15 protein-coding genes and 1 other annotated feature (1 of these 16 only partly in view) are annotated in these 18,523 nt (G+C 46.5%); of the genes, 13 read left to right on the forward strand and 2 right to left on the reverse strand.

Annotated elements, in window-relative coordinates:
* Positions 1-145, forward strand: a binding site (T-box leader) (it extends 147 nt beyond the left edge of the window).
* A gap of 335 nt (positions 146-480) precedes the next feature.
* Together ileS and CS562_RS24610 are read left to right on the forward strand one after the other, a co-directional pair.
* Positions 481-3,579 carry an isoleucine--tRNA ligase gene (gene ileS, locus CS562_RS24605; RefSeq protein ID WP_099858479.1) on the forward strand — a complete coding sequence of 1,033 codons (3,099 nt, stop codon included), beginning with the start codon at positions 481-483 and terminating at the stop codon, positions 3,577-3,579.
* Positions 3,580-3,808: 229 nt separating this feature from the next.
* A complete protein-coding gene (locus CS562_RS24610) occupies positions 3,809-4,165 on the forward strand; it encodes a DUF5665 domain-containing protein (RefSeq protein WP_063567857.1) in 357 nt (118 codons plus the stop codon).
* A gap of 12 nt (positions 4,166-4,177) precedes the next feature.
* Here the strand turns inward: CS562_RS24610 and CS562_RS24615 are convergent, their stop codons facing one another.
* Entirely contained in the window at positions 4,178-4,915 is a 738-nt protein-coding gene (locus tag CS562_RS24615) for a TraR/DksA C4-type zinc finger protein (RefSeq protein WP_099858480.1), read from the reverse strand.
* Positions 4,916-5,134: 219 nt separating this feature from the next.
* On the opposite strand from CS562_RS24615, the gene lspA reads away from it, so the two are divergent.
* The 8 genes from lspA to CS562_RS24655 all read left to right on the forward strand — a co-directional run bounded on the left by lspA (position 5,135) and on the right by CS562_RS24655 (position 11,685).
* A complete protein-coding gene (lspA, locus tag CS562_RS24620) occupies positions 5,135-5,629 on the forward strand; it encodes a signal peptidase II (protein ID WP_024628399.1) in 495 nt (164 codons plus the stop codon).
* Positions 5,622-6,605 carry an RluA family pseudouridine synthase gene (locus tag CS562_RS24625; protein WP_099858481.1) on the forward strand — a complete coding sequence of 328 codons (984 nt, stop codon included), beginning with the start codon at positions 5,622-5,624 and terminating at the stop codon, positions 6,603-6,605. The genes lspA and CS562_RS24625 overlap by 8 nt, the downstream gene beginning before the upstream one ends.
* A 109-nt stretch (positions 6,606-6,714) precedes the next feature.
* A complete protein-coding gene (locus CS562_RS24630) occupies positions 6,715-7,968 on the forward strand; it encodes an LL-diaminopimelate aminotransferase (protein WP_099858482.1) in 1,254 nt (417 codons plus the stop codon).
* Between the two features lie 210 nt (positions 7,969-8,178).
* Positions 8,179-9,069, forward strand: a complete 891-nt coding sequence (locus tag CS562_RS24635; protein ID WP_099858509.1) for a decaprenyl-phosphate phosphoribosyltransferase — start codon at positions 8,179-8,181, stop codon at positions 9,067-9,069.
* Between the two features lie 32 nt (positions 9,070-9,101).
* Positions 9,102-9,734: an HAD-IB family hydrolase gene (locus CS562_RS24640; protein WP_076288141.1), complete on the forward strand. Its 633-nt coding sequence runs from the start codon at positions 9,102-9,104 to the stop codon at positions 9,732-9,734.
* Positions 9,735-9,760: 26 nt separating this feature from the next.
* Positions 9,761-10,051: an EamA family transporter gene (locus tag CS562_RS24645; RefSeq protein WP_090810048.1), complete on the forward strand. Its 291-nt coding sequence runs from the start codon at positions 9,761-9,763 to the stop codon at positions 10,049-10,051.
* Positions 10,038-10,358, forward strand: a complete 321-nt coding sequence (locus tag CS562_RS24650) for an EamA family transporter (protein WP_256716754.1) — start codon at positions 10,038-10,040, stop codon at positions 10,356-10,358. The genes CS562_RS24645 and CS562_RS24650 overlap by 14 nt, the downstream gene beginning before the upstream one ends.
* Before the next feature lie 130 nt (positions 10,359-10,488).
* On the forward strand, positions 10,489-11,685 hold the full coding sequence (locus tag CS562_RS24655; protein ID WP_256716755.1) for a DUF6080 domain-containing protein: 1,197 nt from the start codon (positions 10,489-10,491) through the stop codon (positions 11,683-11,685).
* 154 nt (positions 11,686-11,839) lie between these two features.
* Here CS562_RS24655 and CS562_RS24660 read toward each other — a convergent pair whose 3' ends face one another.
* Entirely contained in the window at positions 11,840-14,515 is a 2,676-nt protein-coding gene (locus tag CS562_RS24660; protein ID WP_076288143.1) for a YhgE/Pip domain-containing protein, read from the reverse strand.
* Positions 14,516-15,306: 791 nt separating this feature from the next.
* Between CS562_RS24660 and pyrR the strand changes: the two genes are divergently transcribed.
* The 3 genes from pyrR to CS562_RS24675 all read left to right on the forward strand — a co-directional run bounded on the left by pyrR (position 15,307) and on the right by CS562_RS24675 (position 18,212).
* Complete coding sequence (pyrR, locus tag CS562_RS24665) at positions 15,307-15,870, forward strand: bifunctional pyr operon transcriptional regulator/uracil phosphoribosyltransferase PyrR (protein ID WP_076288144.1); 564 nt, start codon at positions 15,307-15,309, stop codon at positions 15,868-15,870.
* Positions 15,870-16,781, forward strand: a complete 912-nt coding sequence (locus CS562_RS24670) for an aspartate carbamoyltransferase catalytic subunit (RefSeq protein ID WP_094939311.1) — start codon at positions 15,870-15,872, stop codon at positions 16,779-16,781. The genes pyrR and CS562_RS24670 overlap by 1 nt, the downstream gene beginning before the upstream one ends.
* A gap of 126 nt (positions 16,782-16,907) precedes the next feature.
* A complete protein-coding gene (locus CS562_RS24675; protein ID WP_076288145.1) occupies positions 16,908-18,212 on the forward strand; it encodes a dihydroorotase in 1,305 nt (434 codons plus the stop codon).
* The last annotated feature ends 311 nt before the right edge of the window (positions 18,213-18,523 follow it).

The following is an 18,523-nucleotide window of genomic DNA, read 5'->3' on the forward strand; positions in this document are numbered from 1 at the left end:
CGTGAGCCGAACGTTACATTGGCACCCTGCTGTAGTTAAGCGGGGCATAAGCGCTGTTGATGACAGAGCATACCCAATTTATATTGGATGTGGTTTGTGATGAACAGAATTAGGGTGGTAACGCGAGCATAACCTCGTCCCTTTCCAGGGATGAGGTTTTTTTGTGTCCAAAAAAAGGCGAACGCCCATGAGGCCTGAAGGTGCCTCAAGGAGAGAGCCCACCGCCGGATGAGCGAAGCGTCCGGCAACTCCCTTCTCGCGGGTAAGGCCCTGCGGCGTTCCCGAAGGGGACAGCCGCATGAGGGCCGACTCCAACATAGACACCCTCGCCAACGCCACCGTAGCTCCCGCCAAAGACAACCCATTCCGGGTGTCCAGAGGGCGGAGCGCCTATGGGGTCCCCCTTGGTAAGGGGGATTTAGGGGGATTGAAACGCTTTTTGTGGACGGTCCACAACTATATCTCGAAAGGAAGATTATCATGCAACGAGTTGACGTCAAAGAGAAAGCACGTGCCAGAGAACTACGCGTGTTAAACAAATGGAAAACCGAGAATACATTCAAAAGATCCATCGAAAACCGCGAAGGTAAGCCGAACTTCGTATTTTACGAGGGACCGCCTACAGCCAACGGTAAACCACATATCGGTCACGTACTGGGACGGGTCATCAAGGATTTCGTGGGACGTTATAACACGATGAAGGGTTACCGCGTCGTTCGTAAAGCAGGCTGGGACACACATGGTCTGCCTGTAGAACTGGGTGTTCAGAAAAAGTTGGGCATCTCCCACAAGTGGGAAATCGAAGATTATGGCGTGGAGAAATTCATTAACGAATGTAAAGCGAGCGTGTTTGAATACGAACAACAATGGCGCGATCTGACCGAAGGTATTGGTTACTGGACAGACATGAATAATCCGTATATCACACTTGATAACAATTACATCGAAAGTGTGTGGAACATTCTGGCGACGATTCATGAAAAAGGCCTGCTGTATCGCGGTCACCGCGTGAGTCCTTACTGTCCGTCTTGTCAGACTACACTTAGCTCCCATGAGGTAGCGCAAGGTTACAAAGACGTGAAAGACCTCAGTGCTACAGCCAAATTCAAGCTGAATGACAGCGGCGAATTCGTGCTTGCCTGGACAACAACGCCTTGGACATTGCCTTCACACGTTGCACTTGCCGTGAACCCGGATATGGACTACTCCCGTGTTCGTCAGGACAACGAAGTGTATATCATGGCGACTAATCTTGTTGAGAAAGTCATGAAGGATGCCAAAGGTGAATATGAAATCATCGGTGCCTTGAAAGGTTCTGACCTGGTTGGCAAAACGTATGATCCTCCGTTCAACTACGTGCAGGCTGAGAAAGCAAACATCATCCTGGGTGCAGGTTTTGTAACCGATGCAAGTGGTACAGGGATTGTACACATGGCACCAGCACATGGTGAAGATGACTATCGTGTATGTCGTGAGAATGGCATCAGTTTTGTGAACATGGTGGACCTGGAAGGCAAGTTTGTGCCAGAGGTAACTGATTTTGCCGGACGTTTTGTTAAGGATTGCGATATTGATATCGTAAGATACCTGTCTGAAAAAGGACGTTTGTTCAGCAAAGAAAAATATGAGCACAGTTATCCGTTCTGCTGGCGTTGTGATACACCACTTCTGTACTATGCAATGGACAGCTGGTTTATCCAAACAACAGCAATCAAGGATCAGTTGATCGCCAATAACAGTGAAGTAGACTGGTACCCGGGCCACGTTCGTGACGGGCGTTTCGGGAAGTTCCTTGAAGATCTCGTAGACTGGAATATCAGCCGTGACCGCTATTGGGGAACGCCATTGAACATCTGGGTGTGCGAAGAGACAGGTGAACAATTCGCTCCGCATAGCATCGCTGAACTGCGTGCTCGTGCAATTGGCGACGTGCCTGAGAATCTGGAGCTGCATAAGCCGTATGTAGATGACGTCAAAGTCATGAGCTCTTGTGGCAAATATGAAATGAAACGCACACCGGAAGTGATCGATGTCTGGTTCGACAGCGGCTCCATGCCGTTTGCCCAGCAGCACTATCCATTTGAAAATAAAGAAATATTCGAACAGCAATATCCGGCAGACATGATCTGTGAAGGAATTGACCAGACGCGTGGCTGGTTCTACAGCTTGCTGGCTGTATCTACACTTTTGACAGGCAAAGCGCCTTACAAAGCAGTTATGGCAACAGGCCACGTTCTCGATGAGAACGGACAGAAGATGTCCAAATCCAAAGGTAACGTTATCGATCCTTGGGAAGTTATCGAAGAATACGGTACAGACGCATTCCGCTGGGCATTACTGTCTGACAGCGCACCATGGAACAGCAAACGTTTCTCCAAAGGCATCGTGGGCGAAGCGAAATCCAAAATGGTGGATACGTTGGTCAACACCCATGCATTCCTGACGCTGTATGCTACGATTGATGGATTTGATCCACAGGAGCATCCATTCAAGTTGTCTTCACACAATCTGGACCGCTGGATTTTGTCAAGACTGAATAGCCTGATTCTCGTTGTAGAAAAAGCGCTGTCTGTTAACGACTATCTGAACTCTTCCAAAGCCATTGAAGCGTTTGTAGATGAACTCAGCAACTGGTACATCCGTCGTTCACGTGACCGTTTCTGGGGTAGTGGATTGACAGAAGACAAACTGGACGCTTACCGTACACTTACCGAGGTGCTGGTGACTACTGCCAAGCTCGTGGCTCCATTCACACCAATGCTTGCAGAAGATATCTATCTGAACCTGACTACCGGTGAGAGTGTGCACATGGATGATTATCCGGTTGCCAATGAAACGCTGATTGACTTGAATCTGGAGCAGGATATGGAGACAGCACGCCGAATCGTGGAACTTGCCCGTAATGTCCGTAACGAAACAGGAATCAAGACACGTCAACCGTTGTCCGAACTGATTGTTTCTCTGGATAAAGGCTTCGATCTGGCAAGTTATGAAGAGATCATCAAGGATGAGATTAATGTCAAAACTATTCGTACCGAGCATGATGATGCGGATTTCGTTGATTTCACTTTGAAGCTGAACCTGAAGGTAGCGGGTAAAAAATACGGTAAAAACGTAGGGTTCCTGCAGAATTTCTTCAAAGGAATGTCAGCAGATGAGACGCGTAAAGTGGTGACAGAAAATCTTCTGAACGTTGTTTCTCCGGAAGGCGAAGAGCTGCAAGTGACGGGGGAAGAACTGCTGGTGGAGAAACAAGCCAAATCCGGTTTTGCCTCGGCATCCGGCTATGGTCTGACGGTAGCTCTCAATACGGAGATCACAGCAGAACTTGAACAGGAAGGTTGGGTCCGTGAAGTCATTCGTGCAGTTCAAGACACACGGAAGAAGCTGGATCTGCCGATTGAGAAAAGAGTACGTTTGACGCTGGATGTAGACTCTGCTTTACAAGAAGCGATTAAGGCTTTTGATCATGTGCTGCGTGAAAATGTGCTCGTTACCGAAGTTACCTTCGGAACGAATGATTCAATGCAGCGCATTGAAGCTGGAGGCAAAGCCATCGGTGTTTATATCGAGGGGTAATACTGTAATTCTCACGTAAGGCGTTCCTGAAGAAAGGATTGCTCTGTCAGACTTTAACGGGGACAGAGTAACTCTATTTCAAATAGGACAGTATATAGAGACAGACATGCCAACGAGCCTCAGATGCAGGAGATCAATCCTGTGTCCTGGCTCGTTTGGTTTTTCAGCAAATGGGCAATGATTTCTATTGTGCAGACATTCTATATACATCAAAGGAACTGAGTAAATTATGAACGAACAGGATACCCAATCGCCATCTAATTCAGAATCCACGACGCATTCCAAGAATGCGGAGGACAAGATTGAAGAACTTCACAAGCTCACTAACCGGCTCGCGAATGAACTTGAACGTTCACGAATCGCACAGTATACGGAATTACTTAACCGGCCGTGGAAGCTGATCGGACTTAATCTGTTGTCTGGCGCCGCAAGGGGCGTGGGGATTGCCATCGGTTTTACTTTTTTTGCAGCAACGATTATTTACGTGTTACAAGTGCTAGGCGCGCTTAATCTGCCCATCGTGGGTGATTACATCGCAGATATTGTACGGATTGTGCAGCGACAGTTGGAATTAAACACTTATTAGAGTACCCGTAGGTTAATACGTGTCATCTGACTCGATATCCGGTTCTAACAGACCTTCTCCTTCACGGTTCTCCAGATACTGTCGATATTGCCGATTGCGCACGATGGACACGTCATGACCGTAGATATCGGTTGCAACAAAGCTCTCATATGCCTCAACGCATCCCTCGACTTCGTCAGTGGCTTCAATCGCCATAACGTCATAACTGTCGATGTCGCGTCCCTCAGCCATAGCGGGAGTATTGGAGGTACCCCAACTTTCAACAATCTGCCATGCGTCTTCGCCGTCAAAACCGTTCTGGTCATCACGTTCATCCAGGCTTGTGCGGCCAAAGGCAGGGGCGAGGAATTCTTCCTCGACAGGGCGATTTTCGGAAACAACGGTTTCCGGTTGATGCTTTTTGCAGTATTTGGTGTAAGGAACAGCTTGCATGCGTTCATAGGGGATAGGTTGCTGACAGACGGCGCAAGTTCCATAATGACCTTCTTCGATGGAATGCAGGGCAGAATCGATGCGCTCCAATTGAAATTCATCATGCTCCAGCAGGGAAATATCCTTTTCGCGATCATACATCTCGGTAGCTACATCACCCGGATGGTTGTCAATCGGTGATAATTCGCCTGTCTGAAGCTTCATGGAGTCACCAAGACCATAATGTTCGTTCTGCTCCAGTCTATGTTCAATATCGCGCTTTTCAGTTATCAATTGGGAACGTAAGGATTGCAGTTGTTTGGCAGTGAAATGTGACATCATTTTCCCCTTTCTGTTCCGTATGAACTCCGGATTTAACTCTGTTGTAGGATGTACCATTTGGTGCAGAATTACAGAAGGGAAATGTTATCTTTTTTGCCATGCAGGCTGCGGCTAACCGCGTCGTGGACGATTTCCAAACAGCTGTGCTACAATGAACAAGTCTGGCGTAAAGCCTGGTATCGTTTGGAAAAGACAAGAACGGAGTGACAAACAAACGTGGTGTATTATATCCTCGCTTTTATCGTATTTTTAGTCGATCAGGGAACGAAGTTCCTAATTGCAACCCGGATGGAACTTAGAGATGAAATTCCGGTGATTGGCAATTTCTTTGTCATCACATCACATCGTAACTCAGGTGCAGCTTTTGGTATTTTACAGGATCAACGCTGGTTCTTTATTGTGGTTACACTGGTTGTCGTGGTGGCTTTGGTTTGGTATTTGCAAAAGGTAAAAGATACTCCGCACAAATTGCTGCCTGTAGCGCTTAGTTTGGTGCTTGGGGGGGCTATTGGTAACTTCCTGGATCGGGCTTTGACCGGAGAAGTTGTCGATTTTATCCAGCTTAATTTTGGTAGCTATACGTTTCCCATTTTCAACATAGCCGACTCGGCGATCTGTATCGGTGTGGTATTGATTATTGTAGAAACGTTGCTTGAAGGACGGCGCGAGAAAGCAGCCGCAAAGGTCGAAGGGAATGAACATCATGAGTAAATTGCAAAATGAAGAACAGACTAACGGAGACACATCAACGCATGACGATGAACTCTTGAATGGCAATGATCGTATGGAATGGACGGTTGCTGCTGAACATAATAAAGAACGAATTGACAAATATATTACAGAATCCATGGATAACGTATCGCGCTCCCAAGTTCAATTGTGGATCGGAGACGGATTCGTAACGGTGAACGGGGCTAAAGTCAAAGCTAACACCAAATTATCTGAAGGCGATCTGGTAGAGCTTTGGATCCCTGAACCGACGACTGTAGAGATTATTGCTGAAAATATTCCACTTGAAGTGGTGTATGAAGATAGTGATTTGATCGTTATCAACAAACAGCGTGGCCTTGTTGTACATCCAGCACCAGGACATACGTCAGGAACACTTGTTAATGCATTGATGTATCACTGTAAAGATCTCTCAGGCATTAACGGCGAACTGCGTCCGGGTATTGTTCATCGGATTGATAAGGACACATCAGGTCTAATTATGGCTGCCAAAAATGATCGTGCTCACGCCTCACTGGCCGCTCAACTCAAAGAACATAGTGTGAATAGACGATATATTGCACTCGTTCATGGGCATCTTAGCCATGATCAGGGTACGATTGATGCACCGATTGGTCGAGATACCAATGATCGCAAAATGTATACCGTGACAGAGCGTAACAGTAAACATGCGGTCACGCATTTTACCGTCACCGAGCGCATCAATGACTACACGTTGTTGGAGCTGAAATTGGAGACAGGGCGTACCCACCAGATTCGTGTTCACATGAAGTTTATAGGTCATCCGCTTGTTGGAGATCCGACGTATGGTCGTAACAAAGGAATCAAAATGCAGGGACAAGCCCTGCATGCCGCGATTCTCGGTTTTGTACATCCAACGACTGGAGAATACCTTGAATTTACAGCTCCGCTTCCGCAGGATATGGAAGATGTTCTGGCCTCACTGCGTAGCCGCTGACAGCTCGAGAAAGTACAAATGTTCGGATAATTTGTCCATGGTTTTGAACGCGCAAATGCTTCATATTAAAGTGTAGAAATTTGCGTCAAATGAGGAGATGAACAAAATCATGAGTATCGATAAATATCAGGAAACGTACATTCAGACTAATTTTGCCGACCGTATTGGCGGCTCCAACTATGGTAAAGACACCAACATCTATAAATTCGAGAAAATCAAACGTGCCAAAGCTTCGGCTAAAAAAGATTTTCCAAATGTAGAACTGATTGACCTCGGCGTAGGTGAACCAGACGAGATGGCAGATGCAGGCATCGTAGCTGCATTGGCGGAGCAAGCCTCCAAACCTGAGAACCGTGGATACGCGGATAATGGTATTCCTGAATTCAAGGAAGCGGCAGCTGCTTACCTGAAAAATGTATTTAATGTTGAAGGTATCGATGCATCAACTGAAATCGTGCATTCCATCGGCTCCAAGCCAGCTTTGGCGATGATGCCTTCTTGCTTCATTAATCCAGGTGATGTAACGATTATGACGGTGCCAGGGTATCCGGTTATGGGTACACACACCAAATACCTGGGTGGCGAAGTGTTCAACATTCAATTGACCAAGGAGAACAACTTCCTGCCAGATCTGTCGGCTATTCCGGAAGATATCGCGAAACGAGCGAAACTGCTCTATTTGAACTATCCGAATAACCCAACGGGCGCGAGTGCTACCGTAGAGTTCTTTACGAAAGTGGTTGAATGGGCGAAGAAATACAGCGTAGTCGTTGTACATGATGCTCCATACGCAGCATTGACTTATGACGGCAAAAAACCGTTCAGCTTCCTGTCCGTACCTGGTGCGAAGGATGTGGGCGTAGAATTGCACTCCCTGTCCAAGTCCTATAACATGACAGGCTGGAGAATTGGTTTTGTTGCAGGTAACCCGCTTGTTGTTAAAGCATTCAGCGACGTAAAAGACAACAATGACTCCGGTCAGTTCATCGCGATCCAAAAGGCTGCTGCTTATGGATTGAACCACCCGGAAATCACGGAAAAAATCGCCGAGAAATATTCCCGTCGTCACGACCTTCTGGTAGCTGCACTGAACGAGCTGGGCTTCCAGGCTGAGAAACCTAAAGGTTCCTTCTTCCTTTATGTTGAAGCTCCAAAAGGTATTGTCGGAGGCCGCCGCTTTGAATCAGGCGAAGACTTCTCCCAGTTCCTGATCCGTGAGAAACTGATCTCTTCGGTGCCTTGGGATGATGCCGGTAACTTTGTTCGTTTCTCCGTTACCTTTGAAGCTAAAGGGGAAGAAGAAGAGAAACGTGTTATCGCTGAGATTAAACGCCGCCTAAGCGACGTGCAATTCGAATTTTAGTTTAAATTCACATAATCATAATGATGTAATGTAAAGAAAGAAGAGACCGGAAACGGTCTCTTTTTTTATGCAAAAAAATATAAATTCTTCCTGTAATCCCTTTACAAAATTATACAAGCAACATATGATTAGATCTTTACGTTATTTATATAAGTCAGAAGTTGCTTTTGAAGGGAGTTATGGAAATTGTTATCATCACGTACCAGTACCGTGTCTACACCTGCTGCAGGGACAGGAAATACCATTTCAGGATTGCTAAAATTATTGAGACCGAAACAATGGACCAAAAATTTGTTGTTATTTGCCGCTCTGCTTTTTTCTTTTGAGGAAATTCGGACGGAGACCATTCTATCGACTTTGCTAGGTTTTATTTTATTTAGCCTGGTTGCAGGCTGCGTTTATATTTTAAACGATTATGTAGATCGCGACATAGATCGTCAGCATCCGGTGAAGATGTTCCGTCCCCTTGCTTCTGGACAGGTCAATCCGGCTCACGCCTTGCTGTTTGGAATACTGTTATTGATCTTTTCGCTCGGGACAGCCTTTGTAATGAACCCGTTATTCGGAGTGTTATGTATTGTTTATTTCCTTCTGAATGTCTCGTACTCATTTGTACTGAAACATCTCGTTATTTTGGATATGATGACTATTGCGGCTGGGTTTGTACTTCGTGCGATTGCGGGCGGTGTGCTGATCCATGTACCATTTACGCCGTGGTTTCTCATCTGTACGATGCTTTTGTCTCTATTCCTGGCTATTGGCAAACGGAGGAATGAACTTACTCTGCTTGAGGGAAATACCGGTTCACACCGTAAAGTATTGGATAATTATTCGATTACGTTATTGGATCAGTTCAATACCATTGTCACAACGGCGACCATTATCAGTTATTCGCTCTTTACGTTCACATCCGATCGCACCATTCATTTAATGTGGACGATTCCTTTGGTTATATACGGCATGTTCCGTTATCTGTATCTGATTCATATGAAGAACCAAGGGGGTTCGCCTGATCGAGTTCTATTTGAGGACAAGCCCATCTTAATCACCGTTGTTTTGTATGTCATCAGTGTTGTTTCTATTTTCGCTATTTTCGAATAAAACTAGAGTCAAAAAGCTAGAGGGGGATCAGGGTGAAAAGCACGAAAGTTGCCATCTTTGATATTGATAAAACGATTATACGCAGAGATTCCATGTTTCAGTTTGTACATTACGGCGTTCGGCGTTACCCATGGCAGGTATGGAGATTGCCTGTAATTGCATTTCATACTGCGTTGTTCAAGGCTGGTCTGATGACCGTTGAGCGTGTCAAACGTTCCTATTTTAAGAGCATTGAGCGCATGTCCGAAAATGATCTGGAGCATTTTTTTGATACACGATTGCGTACGGCTATTTTTGCAGAGGCAAGTGTAGAGATGCAGCACCGTAAGGAAGCAGGCTATCATGTATTGCTGGTGACCGCATCTCCGCATGCCTATATGAAATATTTTAAAAATTTCCCTTGGGTGGATCATGTCATTGGTACCGATCTGGTTCGTCACTCGAATGGCTATACTTGTAGGATTGAAGGCAGCAATTGCAAAGGGGATGAGAAGGTTCGCCGTATTCAGGCCTATCTGGATGAGAAAAAGATGGTGATTGATTATGATCAATCCTGCTCTTACTCCGACTCCTTATCCGATCTTCCAGTGATGCAGTTGGTGAGTCAGCGATACTTTATTAACAAGCGCGTGCCAGAGATGGAGGCATTGTCGTGGGGGAGATAAAAGGGCGCCACACAGGCAAGCTGTTGATGCTTGTCTCCGCTTTTCTTACAGCGACGGGACAACTGTTCTGGAAGTGGGGTCTGACCGAGTGGATCTATCTGGGCATCGGCTTTCTATGTTATGGGCTGGGTGCCATTTTGATGATCAAGGCTTTTGCTTTGGAAAAGCTGTCTGTGGCCTATCCTTTGATGTGTGCCAGCTATGTGTTTGCGCTGATCTATGGTTACTTTTTGCTAGGAGAAGAAATTACGGTGCAGAAGCTGGCCGCTGTTGTGCTGCTTGGAATCGGGGTGACGTTGACCAGTGTTGATCGATAGCTGGATGATTGCTGTATTAATTGCAATGACCCTGTGTGGAGCGATGGGGGGAGCGGGTTTGAAAGCCTACGCCACCAGCCGCAAAAAGCTGCATGTTCTAATGGGGCTAGGATTTTACGGTACAGGTGCGCTGCTGAATATTGTATTGTTGAAATTTCTCCCCTTAACGGTTGTGCTGCCTGCCAATGCATTAACGTATGTGTGGACGCTCATTATAGCGCGCTTTGCCTTTAAGGAAACAGTGGGTCCTTTGCGCTGGATCGGTGTCGCTTGTATTATGGGCGGGTTGTGTTTATTGGTTTTCTAGAATAATTGAAACTGGATGTGAACGCATGAAATTTTTGGACTTCATATTTTATAATCGCAGGACCAATTGGACGGCATTTTGCCTTTTTGCGGGTTTTGCTCTTTTTTACGCTCTCATGAATGGGCCTTACGTGACATACATAGCGAATCATGCCGAGCTGCTTGGCTCATACACGCCATTTAGTACGACGCAGTTTCCACTTAATTTATTTAACTTCGATCCTTCCATGTATTATGGAGATAACAGTTCTTCGGTAATTCATCCGTTAATTTCATTTCTAGCAGTCGCGCTTGAAGCAGGTGCTCAACTGTTGGGCGGAAATTGGTTCTTTCTTGTCCTGCAGTCCCTTGTGAATGCAGGTTCGGTTGTGCTGGTATTTCTGTTTTTGAATCAAAAAGATAAACAAATCACCACACCGTTACTTTTCGCAGTACTGTTCGGTTTCAGCTCCTATCTGATGTTTACCGCGTTGATTCCGGATTCGTATCCGTACGTACAGTTTGTTATCCTGTTCTCTGTGCTGTATATGCAGTACAACCGTGAACGCAAAGATGTCCGTTACATCCCGAATGCGCTGCTGGCATCCATCAACTTTGGACTGACATCGACGAACATTGTACCGCTTGCGGCCGCCATGTTTTTTAATTTACGTACGTGGCGTAACAAATCTGGTTGGAAAAAGTATATCGGGATTATGGCACTGGCTGTTGCCTTCATTGTAGTATTGACTGGGATACAGTACATCGCGTTTGGCGGTCGCAGTTGGGTCAGCAATTGGTTGCTTGGTATTCAAAATGGGGGAACAAGCTATGCCACTCCATTTCAGTTCGCAGTTCATTGGAAGGCTCTAAGCCTGCTAACAATTAATCCGATGCTGTCACCGAAAGTGCATTTGCTGGACCCGGGCATGGTCGCGTTTGTAACGGATCTATCCCGTTCTAATCCGATCTATGTTCAGCTCACGGGTATTTTTATTCTGCTGCTGGCGCTCACGGGGTTTATTAAAGGGATACGTGAACGGGAAGTGTGGACTCTTGTGCCATACATTCTGTTTGCATTTTTACTTCATATCGTTGTTGGTTTTGGGCTTGCGGTATTTCAATACGATATGTACCTGTATGCAGGACACTATCTGTTTGCGTTTTTCCTCCTCGGTGGGGGCTTCGTCATCGGTCTCCGTCCGGGGCTAGGTAAAAAAGTGCTAATAGGCTTGATCATGTTATGTATTCTCGTCACCGCAGGCAACAACATCTATCGGCATGTAGAAACATTAACAACCATTAAGCAGTCCTATGATCAGTTGGAACAGGAACGTACAGTGAAATAATCAGAGGTTTTAATTATCTATATAATGAGACAAGGCCATTGGACTGTAGATCCAATGGCCTTGTCTTGTTTGGCAAGATTCATTCGATATGTGCATGTTGGTTTCAAACAAAAGACCCACTGCATTCATTACGCAGAGGGTCTCAGGGACACTTTTAAGCAATGATTTTGGTCTTCTTGGCATTCTCGGCTGAACGTTTGGTGAGACTGCTGAGTGGACGTTTCAAAGCGAGTGCAATGATGAGACTCAGCGCGATAAACATGCATAACCACAGAATATCCTTAATGGCAGTCGACCACAGGATGCCGCCGACCGACTCACGTAGCAGGCTGATCGCATACGTGAAGGGCATGAACGGATTCAATGCCTGGAAAAAGGGCGATGTCATACTGATCGGAAACGTCCCGCCGGAGCTTGAGAACTGGAACACCATGAAGATGATCGCGATCCCTTTTCCGATATTCCCAAAAACGGACAGTAGGGTATACGTTATGGTGACAAATACGGCACTCACCAGCATGGCAAATAGGACAAACCACAGTTTATCTGCGACATAGGTGCCGAGGATCAAGATATCTCCCAGGCTGACACAGATCGCCTGAAGCAATCCAATCGTCAGGAAAGTGGCAAGACGTCCAAGATACAACTCGTATCCCCGGAACTTGCCTTCTGGATTCTCAGCTTCGGCACGAAGCAGGGAAATCAGCAGCGTTGAGCCTACCCACAAGGACAGCACGCCATAAAACGGTGACATGGCTGATCCGTAATTCGGAATCGGGTAAAGCTGCTGTTCCTTGATTTGCACCGGACTTGCTAGGAAAGCACTTTCTTCTTCAATGTCGCCGCGCAAAAGCTTGGCGAGCTCGGCAAACTGGTTATTGCCTTCGACTTCTCTAAGTTTGTCTGCTGCCTTGCTGATGGCACTTTCCAATGCAGGCAGATCATCACGTACCAGCGTGGCAACACGATGTACTCCTTGTTCGACCTCCGGAAGCTGATTTTGTACAAAATCGGATGCCTTGCTTATCTGTTTCTCAGCATTGGGCAGATCGTTCCGAACAAAATCAGCCGCTTCATTCAGCTTGGTCCCCAGCTTGGGCAGATCGTTTCGTATTAATGAAGACACTGTGTTCAAAGCTTGGATAAAGCCTTCACTTTTATTTGCGAGCGTCTCTGATATCTCATGAATCTTAGATTGTATTTGGGGCAGTTCGCTCTGGATTTTTGTCAATTCAGTCTGCCCAAACGTAATGCCTTCTTTGGCTGATGCAAGAATGTCCGCAATATCCGGAATTCGATCTCTTGCTCCCTGTAGTGTATCTGCTGAAGTGGAAAGGATAGACCTCAGCTTATCCGTACCAGCCGCAAGAGCCGGCGATATTTCGCTCTCGTAGGTGTTCATGAAATTCCCAATGCCGCTGCTAATCTCCTTGGAGAGAGCATTTAACTGGGCGATGACGTCTGCGGGTGGAGTTGTATTGCGACGCAGAGCATCACTGATAATCCCAGCCAGGCGGATTTGCAACTGAAGTTTATCTGAAATGGTGTTCAGCTGCGTAATTTTATTAGCAAGTGGATGGCTTGGAAGCAAGTTGTCGATTTTGCCCAGTAGTTCTGCCATACTGTCGACGAGTTTTACCGCAATCCCCAAGCGGGCAGCGATCCGGTCCAGATCTTCTGCTGTTGGCAGTTTAGTAAGATCCGTATTCTGCAATTGCCCAAATACGTCTGACGCAGCGTTTGCGATTTGTTGCACCAACAGCAGGTTTTGCCGGATTGCCGGGCCTATGGCCTGAAATGCTTCTTCACTGGAATCCACAAACCGATTCAAGCCTTCGGCCAGCTCAATCCCGTTACCAGCGATTTGGGATACTTTGTCCAGATCTTGCTCAGCGGCGGTTACGATAGAGAGAGCCTTATCGGTTTTATCCAGGGCCGTTTGGATGACACTAGATACCTGACCAAAGTTCGCATCCACTTCTTGAATACGTTCTACGGCTTTTTGAATATCGGGAATCCGCCCCTGAATAGCCAACACCTCGGATGCCGCATCATTAATTTGAGGCCAATACTCCTGTACCTTGAGCACATATTGTGCAGCTTCATTGATTTCGGGTAGTTTTTTTTCGATTTCGACGATCTTTTGAGCATCTTTTACGATACCAGGCATGGCTTTTTCTACTTCCAGTACCTTTTGACCTGCAGCTTGTATATCCGGAAGATTTTTCTCAAGCGTGAATATGCCATTCTCCATCTTGCGCAAAGTTGGAAGCTGGGCATTGATCTCAACTCCGGCTTCCTTCAATTTGGTTAGAACAGCCTGACTGACGGCTTCCGTGAAATTTTCATTGATTTGTGTTGTAATCGCAGATACACCAGAGCCTGTGATTTTTGGAGCGATGGCATTAACCTTCTCGTTAACGGTATAGATTACCTCTGGGCGCTCCAGCTTCCCGTCAACGATACCTGTAATTTTGGTTGAAAAGTCCCCAGGAATGAGCAGGCTTGCATAATACTCTCCTGTTTGTACACCACGATCAGCCTCAGCCTGGTCCACAAAAGTCCATCCCAGCTTTTCGTTCTGTTTAAGGCTGAACACCAATTCGTCTCCAATATTGACGTTAGTTCCTGCAACAGTTGCACCCTTGTCCTCGGTTGTCACCGCAATTTTAATTCCTTGGGTGTTACTGTACGGGTCCCATACGGACTTCACGTTGACCCAGTCATACACCCCGGGTAGTAAAATAATAGCCACAATTAGAAAAATACCTGTGGGAACCTTCAAAATATGCAACCAGTCTGTTTTGTAAACTTGCCAAATGTGACGCATAACTTCCTCCTAAATGTAAATAAATGTAGGTCTTATCTTATTTCTATGTCGCGTATTTGTAAATCCTTATGTATATCGGCTTTATTGAAGCATCAATGAATTGTTTCATGTTTATAAACTTTACCCATTTCACTGGGGACTAATGCAGAGCCTTCATGTATTCCGTGTTTCTGGACGTTGAACTCTAAAATTAGAAGAGATGGATCATATTGAAAATGCCTTCAGAACTTAAAATAGTTATGACAAAACTCATTGCATGTTCCAAAGGGGGAGAGCTTTGTCTCAACTTGGATTATAGTCAGAGGATTATTTTGGTTGTAAGGTTCTCTGCAATTTCCTATGGATAAATATACAGAATTATTGTATAATTATGAATAACGAATGAAATGTGATGTGTTTGGATGTTTTTCAGCCGAACTGCTGATTCTAGTTCTAAAGGGAATACAGTAGTGGAATTTCGCCTGTGATGTTGAGGTGTTGACAGAGGGTTGTCTTTCTGTCATAATTCATGAAGACAAACGGACATATTGAGTATAGAACCCTGTGAGGTCCTTCAATATGAACGACATGAATAGCACCTTTAAATCAGTCCCGTGAGACTGGCAAGGTAACGTGAACGATACATCGTTTTTTTGCTGCGGCAAATGAAGCGATGCATCCCGAGAGTAAACTTTCTTCAGAGCGGTCTGAAGTTCGGAGACTCCTTGCCAATAAACACGGCAAGGAGTCTTTTTTGTTCTCCTCGTCACGGGGCCATGATCTGAAAGGTAAATCCTGAGGAGGCTGAACGCATGAGCACAGAGACACATGTCATTATGGATGAAACCGCGATCCGCCGCGCATTAACACGGATTGCCCATGAGGTTTTGGAAAAAAACAAAGGCATTGAGGGCTGTGTACTGATCGGAATTCGAACACGGGGTGTATACCTCGCAGAACGGATCGCCGCCAAGATTGAAGAAATCGAAGGTACACCGATCCCTTGGGGAGAACTCGATGTGACCCCTTATCGCGATGATCGCTTGGATGAGAATAAAGCGAATCGCAAGGAACTGTTGACGATGACACCTGAATCACTTTCGATTCATAACAAAAAAGTGATTTTGTTCGATGATGTGCTTTATACCGGACGGACGATTCGCGCAGCGATGGATGCCCTGATGGACTGTGGAAGACCACAGAACATTCAGCTGGCGGTTCTCGCAGATCGCGGACACCGGGAACTTCCGATACGACCTGATTTTATCGGCAAGAATGTGCCAACTTCCAAATCAGAGGAGATCGTGGTTGCGCTCATGGAAACGGACGGACAGGACGAAGTCAAGATTATTCAGAACCGGGGGGAACAAGCATGATGATTACACAACCAGCATTGAAGGACCGGAGCTTGCTTGGCCTCAAGGAACTTAGTCGCGATGAGATCGAATCCATTCTGAACAGAGCAGCACACTGGGAAGCGCAGAAGGAGAAACTGGTTCCTGTACTGGAATCCCACTTCGTAGCCAACATGTTCTTCGAGAACAGCACGCGTACTCGCTTCTCATTTGAGATGGCGGAAAAACGTCTGGGTGCACAAGTACTGAACTTCACGGCGGCTGCATCAAGCGTGGAGAAAGGTGAATCCATCTATGATACGGTACGCACACTGGAGTCCATGGGCATCGACGCAGGGGTGATCCGATTGAAACCTTCGGGGGTTCTGCAACAACTGGCTCAGAAAGTGAATGTTCCACTGGTGAACGCTGGAGATGGGAATAACGAGCATCCTACACAGGCGCTGCTGGATCTCTACACGATGCGGAAGGCTTTCGGTGAGCTGAAAGGTTTGCGTGTGTCAATTATCGGAGACATCCTACACAGCCGTGTAGCTCGCTCTAATCTGTGGGCACTGCAAAAGTTTGGTGCAGATGTGCGCTTCTGCGCACCGCAAACGATGCAGGCACCGGAGCTCGCAGAACACGCACCTTATGTAGGTCTGGAAGAAGCTCTCGATGCGGATGTAGTCATGATGCTCCGAGTTCAACTGGAACGTCATAAACATGGCTTGATTACTTCGGCTGAGGATTATCGCGAACACTATGGATTGACGGAAGAACGGGCGTCACGCCTGAAACCAAGCACAATCATTATGCACCCTGCTCCTGTGAACCGAAATGTCGAGGTGGATGACGCGGTAGTGGAGAGCGCAGCATCGCGGATCTTCCCGCAGATGGCAAACGGTGTTCCAATCCGCATGGCGGTCATGGAACGTGCGATGAAACTGTAACAGGGTCTGGCTGTGGGTCATAGGCTGACGGGACGGAAGTTCTTATAGAGCAATGTGAGGGTACACGATAAAGAAAATCATCCGGCTTATCTGGCAAGTCGGACAGAACCGAAGCGGAGGGCAATTATGCTACAGATTATAAAGAACGCGAACATCTTGAATCAACAAGGGGAACTTGAACGGAAAACGATCATTATAGATGAAGGAAAAATTCAAAAGATCGCTGGAGTGGAAGACGAAGCGGTACTGAAAGCAGAGCAATCAGCGCATAGCGTAACCGATGCTTCAGGCAAACTGGTCATTCCCGGTTTGATTGATATGCATGTGCATCTGCGTGAGCCTGGATTCGAGCATAAAGAGACGATCGAGACGGGTGCCCGTTCGGCAGCACAAGGCGGTTTTACAACGATTGCATGTATGCCGAACACAAGACCGGTAACCGACAGCGCGGATGTCGTTAAGCTGGTTTTGGATAAAGCCAAAGAAGCCGACCTGGTAAAAGTACTGCCTTATGCAGCTATTACGAAGAACGAGCTTGGACGTGAGCTTACGGATTTCGCTGCATTGAAAGAAGCGGGTGCGATTGGATTCACGGATGATGGCGTTGGCGTACAAAACGCTCAAATGATGAAAGATGCTATGAACCTTGCAGCAAGCATGGATATGCCAGTCATCGCTCACTGCGAAGACGACTCATTGGTTGTTGGCGGATATGTGACAGAAGGCGAGTTTTCGAAGCGTCACGGTATCAAAGGTATCCCAAATGAATCTGAGGCCATCCACGTAGGCCGTGATATCCTGCTTGCAGAAGCAACGGGAGTTCACTACCACGTCTGCCACGTAAGTACGGAGCAGTCGGTTCGCTTGATTCGCCTGGCGAAGTCCATCGGTATTAAAGTAACTGCTGAGGTATGTCCGCACCATCTGGTATTGTCTGATGAGGATATCCCAGGTATGGATGCCAACTGGAAGATGAACCCGCCCCTTCGCTCACCACGCGATGTGCAAGCTTGTATCGAAGGTTTGCTGGACGGAACGCTGGACATGATCGTTACCGATCACGCGCCGCATAGCGAAGAAGAAAAAGCAAAAGGCATGGAGCTGGCACCTTTCGGCATCGTCGGATTCGAAACAGCTTTCCCGCTGTTGTACACGAAGTTTGTGGAAACAGGGCTTTGGAGCCTAGACTTCCTCGTGAAACGCATGACAGCTGATCCGGCACGGGTATTCCGGCTGGATACTGGCAAACTGGAAGAGGGAGCACCTGCGGATATCACGATGATTGACCTGAACGAGGAAAAAGCGGTTGATCCTGCAACGTTCGCAACCAAAGGAAGAAACACACCATTCACAGGCTGGAAGCTGAAAGGCTGGGCCACACAAACATGGGTGGACGGCAAAAGCGTGTGGAATAATACGGTACAACAGTAAAACGGCACCTTGCTGAACCGCTACATCAATTACATCATCAGGTTTTGAATAATTGATCAAACAACTAGTCTTCATAGCTTTAAATTAACAATGTATAGACCAGTAACAACTTTACAACTAACTCGAGGCAGACCATGCCGAGAGTCAAACATACGAAACAAAGAAAAGTTGAATAATGATTTTTGAACTTGGACACGAACGTAACTGCGGAGTGGGCAGAAAGAACCCGAAGAAGCAAAGCGTTCGCCTTTATCACCGGATTACTCCATTTGAAGAATGGGATCAAAGTAATCCGGGGATAACAGCGATCA

Origin of the sequence: Paenibacillus sp. LK1 (assembly GCF_002750415.1) — a bacterium.
GTDB classification, from domain to species: domain Bacteria; phylum Bacillota; class Bacilli; order Paenibacillales; family Paenibacillaceae; genus Paenibacillus; species Paenibacillus taichungensis.

What these genes read in the sequence shown, in the direction of transcription:
- CS562_RS24615 (WP_099858480.1), bottom strand. Translation starts at nt 4,915, where the DNA reads ATGTCACATTTCACTGCCAAACAACTGCAATCCTTACGTTCCCAATTG.
- CS562_RS24610 (WP_063567857.1), top strand. Translation starts at nt 3,809, where the DNA reads ATGAACGAACAGGATACCCAATCGCCATCTAATTCAGAATCCACGACG.
- CS562_RS24675 (WP_076288145.1), top strand. Translation starts at nt 16,908, where the DNA reads ATGCTACAGATTATAAAGAACGCGAACATCTTGAATCAACAAGGGGAA.
- CS562_RS24645 (WP_090810048.1), top strand. Translation starts at nt 9,761, where the DNA reads ATGCTTGTCTCCGCTTTTCTTACAGCGACGGGACAACTGTTCTGGAAG.
- CS562_RS24630 (WP_099858482.1), top strand. Translation starts at nt 6,715, where the DNA reads ATGAGTATCGATAAATATCAGGAAACGTACATTCAGACTAATTTTGCC.
- CS562_RS24625 (WP_099858481.1), top strand. Translation starts at nt 5,622, where the DNA reads ATGAGTAAATTGCAAAATGAAGAACAGACTAACGGAGACACATCAACG.
- pyrR (WP_076288144.1), top strand. Translation starts at nt 15,307, where the DNA reads ATGAGCACAGAGACACATGTCATTATGGATGAAACCGCGATCCGCCGC.
- CS562_RS24670 (WP_094939311.1), top strand. Translation starts at nt 15,870, where the DNA reads ATGATTACACAACCAGCATTGAAGGACCGGAGCTTGCTTGGCCTCAAG.
- CS562_RS24660 (WP_076288143.1), bottom strand. Translation starts at nt 14,515, where the DNA reads ATGCGTCACATTTGGCAAGTTTACAAAACAGACTGGTTGCATATTTTG.
- ileS (WP_099858479.1), top strand. Translation starts at nt 481, where the DNA reads ATGCAACGAGTTGACGTCAAAGAGAAAGCACGTGCCAGAGAACTACGC.